A 7,814-nucleotide genomic window follows, 5' to 3' on the forward strand; every position below is an offset into this window, starting at 1 on the left:
GCCGCCCCCCTCCCCCGCCCGGCGCGGGGGGGCGGGGGGGGGCGGGCGCCGGGGGGGGGGGTCTCCCCCCCGCCCCACTGGGCCGAAGGGGGTGTCACCGGCTGTTCCAGGCCTCGTCGGCGCCGCCGTTGGGGCTGTGGAGGATCACACCGCTGCCGTCGGCGGTCGCCTGCCCGCCGACGGCCGGACACCGGCCCGACGCCTCTTTGACGATCCGGCCGCTGGAGTTCGGCAACCAGCGCTGTGTGCCTTCGCCGGTGTACGAGGCCGAGGCGGCGAGGCCCGGACTCCCGGCCACCGGATGGCCGTCGGCGCCCTTCAGGGCGCCCCTCGCGTCGTACGACGACCGCGCCGCCGCGGCATGGCGGCGCCCGCGTGCGGGGCGGTGAGCAGGGCCCCCGTGACGGCCGGCGCGGCTGCGGCGGTCGCGAGGAAGGATCTGTCGGTGCGCGTCAGGACTGCACCCCTTCCGGGGTCATGAAGGCGGTGCGGTACGGCTCCTGACAGGCGCGGTGCGCTTGGTGCTGTTCCTCTGCCCGACCGACTGCAACGTCCCCTCCAGCGCGAACGTCGCCGCGCCGAGGGACACCGGGTCGGTGGGGATCGGGGACAGGACGATCTCGGTGGCGGCCAGCGGCCGCCGCAGCGCGTGCCGGGCGACGGCCTCGCGCACCTCGCCGAGCAGCGGCTCACCGAGCCGGGCGGCGACCCAGCTGCTGAGCACGACCACCTCGGGGTTGAGGAGGTTGATCAGGTCGGAGATGCCGGCGCCCAGGTAGCGTGCGGTGTCCCGGACCACCTTGACCGCCACCGGGTCGCTCGCGGCGACCCCGCGGGCCAGCGCGTCGATCGTGGCCGTCTGGTCACCGGGGTGCAGCAGTGCGCTCTGCGGACTCAGTTCACGCAGGTTCTGCATGATGCCGGGCGCGCCGACGTACGTCTCCACACAGCCGTGGTTGCCGCAGTGACACAGCCGTCCGTCCAGGACGAGCGTGGTGTGCCCCCACTCGCCGGCGCTGTTGCTGACGCCCCGGTGCAGCCCGCCGCCGAGCGCCAGACCGGCGCCGACTCCCGTGCCGAGGTTGACCACCACGGCGTCCCCGCGCCCCCGCGCGGCCCCGAACCACAGCTCGGCGACCGCGCAGGCGCGCAGCGGGTTGTCCAGGTACAGGGGGTACGCGATGTGCTCGGAGAGCAGGTCGAGCAGCGGCACGTCGTGCCAGTCCCAGTTGGGCGCGTACTCGGCGACGCCCGTGTCACGGTCCACCTGGCCCGGCACGCTCACCCCGACCCCGAGCACCCGCGCCGCCTCGACCCCCGCCTGCGCGACCACCGAGCCGACGGCCGCCGCGACATGGCCGAACACCTGCTCCGGGCGGCTATATCAGGTGAGAATGTCCTCGTCGGCGCGGGCCAGGACGTTCAGCGCGAGGTCGAACAACTCGACGTGGACGTACGTCTCCGCGATGTCGACGCCGATCAGTGCGCCTCCGGGCGCGTTGACGGCCACGAGACCCCGGGGCCGGCCTCCGGCCGAGTCCTCGAAGCCGACCTCCGTGATCATGCGGAGGTCGAGCAGCTCGCCGACGAGCGTGGCGACCGTGGCCAGGCTCAGCCCGGTGGCGGCCGCCAGCTCCTGACGGGAGGTCGGTGACGCGGCGATGATCTGGCGCAGCACCTCGTAGCGGTTCGCGGTGCGGATGTCACGTGATGTGCGCTTCACCGAGCTGCCCCTCCCGGCCCTCCCGGCCCTCCCGGCCCTGCCGTCCGTGCCGGAGTACGACGGCACCGGCGCGGCGCAAGGCTATGGGTCGCGAAGGGCTTTCGACAAGGGGTTAGGAAATGGGGTTTACAAAGTGCCTTCACCCAGAGCTTCCCGTACGAAGGTGTTGGCGAACTTGCGGCCGGGATCGAGTTCCTGGGCCAGGGCGCGGAAATCGGCGAGACGGGGGTACCGCCGACGGAGTTCCGCCGCCGGGACGGTGAAGACCTTGCCCCAGTGCGGGCGCGGATCGAAGGCGGCCAGCGCCTCCTCCACCCGGCGGACCACCGGGAGCACCGCCGCCGTGTCGTCGGTCCAGGTGAAGTGCAGGGCGACCGAGTCACGTCCATGGGCCGGGCTGAGCCACTGGGGGTCGGCGGCGACCGTACGCACCTCGCAGGTCTGCAGCACGGGGGCGACGGTCTCCCGGACGCCGTCGATCGCGTGCAGCGCGTCGAGCGCGGCCGGCCGCGGCAGCAGATACTCCGACTGCAACTCGTCCCCACTGCTCGGCGTGAACTCCGCCCGGAAGTGCGGCAGCCGCTCGTGCCACGGACCCGGCACCCCGAACTGCTGCGTGCAGTTGACCGCGGGCATCCCCGGCACCGGGTGCAGCGCCTCGGTCGCCGGCGCGGCCCACGGGAAGTCCACCGGCGGCTGGTCGGTGCGCCGCTTGAGCCACACCTGCCGAAAGCCCGGCTCCCGCCAGTCGGTGAACAGGCTCACGCTGTAGGCCGAGGCCGCCACCCGCTCGAAGTCCAGCCCGGTGAGGGGGAGTTCGGTGAAGACGTACTGCTCCACCTCGTACGCCGGCTCCAGGTCGAGGGTGAGCGCCGTGACCACGCCGAGCGCGCCGAGGGAGGTCACGGCCCCGTCGAAACGCTCCTCGCCCCGGGCGATCGTCACCGTCGAGCCGTCCGCCGTGACCAGCTCCACCTCGCGCACCGGCGCCGCGAGCGAGCCGTTGCCGACCCCCGAGCCATGGGTGCCGGTCGCCACCGAGCCGGCCACCGAGATGTGCGGAAGGGACGCCATGTTGGGCAGGGCGAGGCCGTACGCGTGCACGGCGCGGGCCAGTTCCGCGTACCGGACACCGCCCGAGACCCGTACCGTGCGGGCCGCGGTGTCCACGTCGGTCGACGGCGGCAGATCGGCGATCGACAGCAGCACGCCCTCGGACCCCGGGTCGGCGATCTCGTTGAAGGAGTGGCCGCTGCCCAGCACCCGCACACTCGCGCTTGCGGCCACCAGGGCCCTGAGCGCGTCGAGGGAGCCCGGGCGGTGGAACTCCTTCGCCGTGTAGCTGATGTTGCGCGCCCAGTTGGTGACCGTCTCCGCCATCCCTGTCCACCCTCCCGGTGAGTGCATGTCCGTTGACCCTCTCATTTGCCGACACCTACCGTAGAGAACGGTTGCTATCAGCGCCTCACCGAGCCGGAAGGTCACTTCCTTGCCCGAGCGTCTCCAGGCCATGTTCGCCATGAAAGCCGAGAACGTGCCGCACGTCTTCCCGCCGCAGGTGCTCGCGCGACTGCGCGAGAGCGTGGAAATCGATACCACTCCGGTGGCACAGGATTTCACAGACGCCCGGGTGCGGAGGACGCTCGCCCGCACCGAGGTCCTCATCACCGGCTGGGGCTGCCCCCCTCTGGACGCGGCGGCCCTGGACGCGGCCCCCGCACTGCGCGCGGTGCTGCACGCGGCCGGCTCGGTCAAGGGCTTCACCACACCCGAGGTCTGGCGGCGCGGCATCACGGTCTCCTCGGCGGCCGCCGCCAACGCGCTGCCCGTGGCCGAGTACACCCTCGCGATGATCCTGCTCGCCGGAAAGGGCGTCCTCGCCTTCCGCGACCGGCTCCGCGACCGCCGCGCCTTCCCCTACGGCGACATCGTCCCCGGCATCGGCAACTACGGCCGCCGCGTCGGCATCGTGGGTGCCTCCCGCATCGGCCGCCGGCTGATCGAGTTGCTGCGCCCGTACGACCTGTGGGTGAGCCTGGCCGACCCGTACGTCGACGAGCCGGAGGCCGCCCGGCTCGGCGTCCCCCTGCTGCCGCTCGACGACCTGCTGCGCACCTCGGACACCGTCACCGTGCACGCCCCGCACACCCCGGAGACCCGGCACCTCCTCGGCCGCCGCGAGCTCGCCCTGATGCCCACCGGATCGGTGCTGATCAACACCGCCCGTGGTGCCCTGGTCGACCACGACGCCCTCGTCGAGGAGCTCCGCGCCGGACGCCTGAGCGCCGTCCTCGACGTCACCGACCCGGAGCCGCTGCCCGCCGACTCGCCCCTCTTCGACCTGCCCAACGCCTTCATCACCCCGCATCTCGCCGGATCCCAGGGCAACGAGCTGGCCCGGCTCGGCATGACGGTCGCGGAGGAGGCCGAACGGCTGCGGGCCGGGCGCGCGCCGGCACACGCCGTCGACCCGGCCGTCCTCGAGCGGGCGGCGTGAGGGGCGCACGCCTCGCGGGACGGCCCGGACACACGACGGAGGGGGCCGGGACGTGGTGAAGCGGACGCGGCCCGCGGTGCGCGGGGGCGCCTCGACCGTGCGGGACGTCGCGGCGCGCGCCGGAGTCTCCGCGTCGACCGTCTCCCGGGTCCTGGGCGGTACCTACCCGGTCGCCGCGACCACCCGCGCCAGGGTCCTGACGGCCATCCGCGAGCTCGACTACGTGGTCAACGCCCACGCCCGGGCCCTCGGCGGCGCCACCGACAAGACCGTCGCCGTCGTGCTCGACGACGTCACCGGTGCCTTCTGCGCCCACATCGCCCGCGGCGTGGAGGAGGAGGCCTCGAAGGAGGGCCGGCTGTGCATGCTGTGCACCACGCACGGCGATCCGCGGCGCGTCCTGTCCGTCGTCGACACCATGCGCGAGCAGCGTGCCGACGCGGTGATCGTGGTGGGCGGGGCCTGGGAGGACAGGGCCTACCGGGAGCGCATGACTCACTTCGCGCACGCCCTGGACCGGGCGGGCTCCCGGCTGGTCCTGGTCGGCCGCCCGCCGCTCGGTCCCGGCGTGCCCGCCACCGTCGTCGACTACGACAACGAGGGCGGCGCCTTCGCCCTCACCACCCACCTCCTGGCCTCCGGACACCGGCGCATCGCCCACCTCGGCCGGGTGCCGGGCCTGTCCACCAGCGGTCAGCGCGTCGCCGGCTTCACCCGGGCCCACGAACTCCTCGGGCTGACACCCGACCCCGAGCTGATCGCCGACGGCACCTTCTCCCGCGCGTACGGCTACCGGGCCACCCGTGAACTCCTCTCGTCCGGAAGGGAGTTCACCGCGGTCTTCGCCGCCACCGACATGATCGCCGCCGGCGCGGTCCAGGCCCTGCGCGAGGCCGGCCGGCGCATCCCGGACGATGTCGCCGTCGCGGGGTACGACGACATCCCCCTCGCCCTCGACGTGCACCCCTCCCTGACCACCGTGCACGTCCCGCAGGAGGAACTGGGCCGCACCGCAGTCCGCCTCGCGCTGCACCGCGACGAGCTGCCGGACGGCCCGCACCTGGTCCTCGGCACGCATGTGGTGCTGCGCGATTCGACACGGAGGGCCGGGGCGAGCTGACCGCTGACTGCGGATTTCGTTGTCCTTAACGTAGCGGATATCGCAATCGGCAATTTTCTGGTGTCACACCTGCGATATCGGTAGCGTGTGAGGTATGACGTCCGACTCGCCGGCCACCGGCCTTCCCGTCACCGGTCTCACGCGCCATCGCCGCCTGCGCGAGCAGGGCAGCCTGGACCGGGCCGACCTGAACGCGATCCTGGACGCCGGTTTCGTCTGCCACCTCGGTGTCGTCCTCGAGGGGCGGCCGCTGGTCGTGCCGACCGTCTACGGGCGGGACGAGCGATGGCTCTACGTCCACGGGTCCGTGGCCAGCCGCAGCCTCGCGGGCGGCACGCCCGTGTGCGTCACCGTCACCCACGTCGACGGGCTGGTCCTGGCCCGGTCCGTCTTCGAGCACGGGGTCAACTACCGCAGCGCCGTGATCCACGGCGAGGCCCGCAGGATCACCGACCCCGAGGAGAAGCTCGCGGGCCTGCGCCGGCTCACCGAGCACGCGACGCCCGGCCAGTGGTCGTACGCCCGGCAGCCGAACCGCAGGGAACTCGCCGCCACCGCCCTCCTCGCCCTCTCCCTCGAGGAGGCCTCCGTCAAGATCCGCACCGGTGCGCCCGAAGACGGCGACGGGCCCGACGCGGCGCTGGGCCTGTGGGCCGGAACCCTCCCGCTGACCTCGGTCTGGGGCGCCCCGGTCGCCGACCCGGCGCTGCCGCCGGACATCCCCGTACCAGGACACGTGGCACGGCGCGAGGGGACCCGGCACGGCTGACGCGCAGGCGGGGGCATACCGTGAGGAGTCGAACGCCTGAGCCGGGAGGAGACACGGGATGGGCAGCCGCACCGCGCTGGTCGAGGATCTGATGGAGAGGTTCCCGCACGTACCGCGGGAAGCCGTCTTCAAGGAGGACCTGCTCCGGGGCGGGGTCGCCTTCGACGCGTCCGCGCTCTCCGACAACGAGAGCGGCGAGGTCAAGCCGAAGTCGTACTTCATCTTCTCCTTCGACCACGGCACCCTGCCGGAACTGGGCGAGGCCGCGCTCAGGCGGCCCCCGGAGGAGATCATCCTCACCGGCGGGCCCTACGACCTGCGGCGGACCGTCGTGTCGGTGCGGGTGAACCCGTCCTCGCCGTACCGGGTCGCCGCCGACGACGAGGGGCTCCTCGGGCTCTATCTCGACGGGAAGCGGATCGCCGACGTGGGCGTGCCGCCCATGCCCGAGTACTACCGGCACACCCTCTCCAACGGGAAGTCCGTGATGGAGGTGGCCCCCACCATCCAGTGGGGCTACCTGATCTATCTGACCGTTTTCCGGGTGTGCCAGTACTTCGGCGCCAAGGAGGAGTGCCAGTACTGCGACATCAACCACAACTGGCGCCAGCACAAGGCGGCCGGACGGCCCTACACCGGCGTGAAGGACGTCGACGAGGTCCTCGAGGCGCTGGAGATCATCGACCGGTACGACACCCAGAAGGCGTCCACGGCCTACACGCTCACCGGCGGCGCCGTCACCTCGAAGGTCGCGGGCCGTGACGAGGCCGACTTCTACGGCCACTACGCCAAGGCCATCGAGGAACGCTTCCCCGGCCGGTGGATCGGCAAGGTGGTCGCCCAGGCACTGCCGAAGGACGACGTCCAGCGGTTCAAGGACTACGGCGTGCAGATCTACCACCCCAACTACGAGGTGTGGGACCGCCGCCTGTTCGAGCTGTACTGCCCCGGCAAGGAGCGCTACGTCGGCCGCGACGAGTGGCACCGGCGCATCCTCGACTCGGCGGACGTCTTCGGTGCGCGCAACGTCATCCCCAACTTCGTGGCGGGCGTGGAGATGGCCGAGCCGTTCGGCTTCAAGACGGTCGACGAGGCCATCGACTCCACCACCGAGGGCCTGCGCTTCTTCATGTCGCACGGCATCACGCCCCGCTTCACCACCTGGTGCCCCGAGCCCACCACCCCGCTGGGCAAGGCCAACCCGCAGGGCGCGCCGCTGGAGTACCACATCCGCCTGCTCCAGGCCTACCGGCAGACCATGGAGGACTTCGGCCTCTCCTCGCCCCCCGGCTACGGCCCGCCCGGTGCCGGCAACGCGGTCTTCTCCGTCAGCTCCTTCATGGACAGCCTCCCGGAGGACGCGCCTGTGGAGGTGTGACCGGGCGCTTGTCAGCCCTGCCGCGGACGTGCCAAGCTCTGCGCTTGCCGCGACACCGGTCGCCAACTCCGCCGATCGCGTGACGAGTTGGCCTCGCCCGTGGATGCAGGAGTCCGATGTCCGACCCGCCGAGCCCGCAGGACGCCGCCGAGGCCGCGCTGTTCGCCGAGTGCTGGGACACGGTGCTGTCGTACGCCCGTCTGTGCACGGCGGGATCACCGGAGGCCGTCCGGCTGGCCACCGAGGCGTTCGGGCACGGTATGCGCGAGGTACGGGCCGCCGACGCCGCGGTGGCCCGGAGCGCCGCCCGCAGCCCCTCCCGGCTGC

General features: G+C 72.6%; 6 protein-coding genes and 2 pseudogenes. 5 read left to right on the forward strand and 3 right to left on the reverse strand.

The window, feature by feature from the left end:
* Positions 1-94: 94 nt before the first annotated feature.
* From ACFW2E_RS36000 to ACFW2E_RS36010, 3 genes and pseudogenes are all read right to left on the reverse strand, one after another.
* Positions 95-298 (reverse strand): hypothetical protein, encoded by a 204-nt coding sequence (locus ACFW2E_RS36000; protein WP_384472959.1) that lies wholly within the window; start codon positions 296-298, stop codon positions 95-97.
* A gap of 177 nt (positions 299-475) precedes the next feature.
* A pseudogene (locus ACFW2E_RS36005) lies at positions 476-1,723 on the reverse strand (ROK family transcriptional regulator).
* A 126-nt stretch (positions 1,724-1,849) separates the two neighbouring features.
* Positions 1,850-3,103 carry an FAD-binding protein gene (locus tag ACFW2E_RS36010; RefSeq protein ID WP_384472962.1) on the reverse strand — a complete coding sequence of 418 codons (1,254 nt, stop codon included), beginning with the start codon at positions 3,101-3,103 and terminating at the stop codon, positions 1,850-1,852.
* Between the two features lie 109 nt (positions 3,104-3,212).
* Here ACFW2E_RS36010 and ACFW2E_RS36015 point away from each other — a divergent pair, with 109 nt between their 5' ends.
* The 5 genes and pseudogenes from ACFW2E_RS36015 to ACFW2E_RS36035 form a co-directional block, all read left to right on the forward strand.
* Entirely contained in the window at positions 3,213-4,220 is a 1,008-nt protein-coding gene (locus tag ACFW2E_RS36015; RefSeq protein WP_384472965.1) for a hydroxyacid dehydrogenase, read from the forward strand.
* A gap of 52 nt (positions 4,221-4,272) precedes the next feature.
* Positions 4,273-5,340 carry a LacI family DNA-binding transcriptional regulator gene (locus tag ACFW2E_RS36020; protein ID WP_384472968.1) on the forward strand — a complete coding sequence of 356 codons (1,068 nt, stop codon included), beginning with the start codon at positions 4,273-4,275 and terminating at the stop codon, positions 5,338-5,340.
* Between the two features lie 94 nt (positions 5,341-5,434).
* A complete protein-coding gene (locus tag ACFW2E_RS36025) occupies positions 5,435-6,109 on the forward strand; it encodes a pyridoxamine 5'-phosphate oxidase family protein (RefSeq protein WP_384472971.1) in 675 nt (224 codons plus the stop codon).
* Between the two features lie 58 nt (positions 6,110-6,167).
* The gene (locus tag ACFW2E_RS36030; protein WP_384472974.1) at positions 6,168-7,487 is read left to right on the forward strand and encodes a radical SAM protein; all 1,320 of its coding nucleotides are present in this window, start codon (positions 6,168-6,170) and stop codon (positions 7,485-7,487) included.
* Positions 7,488-7,603: 116 nt separating this feature from the next.
* Positions 7,604-7,814: pseudogene (locus ACFW2E_RS36035) on the forward strand (cellulose-binding protein); the annotation flags it as partial.

Source organism: Streptomyces sp. NPDC058964, from assembly GCF_042741275.1.
GTDB lineage: Bacteria > Actinomycetota > Actinomycetes > Streptomycetales > Streptomycetaceae > Streptomyces.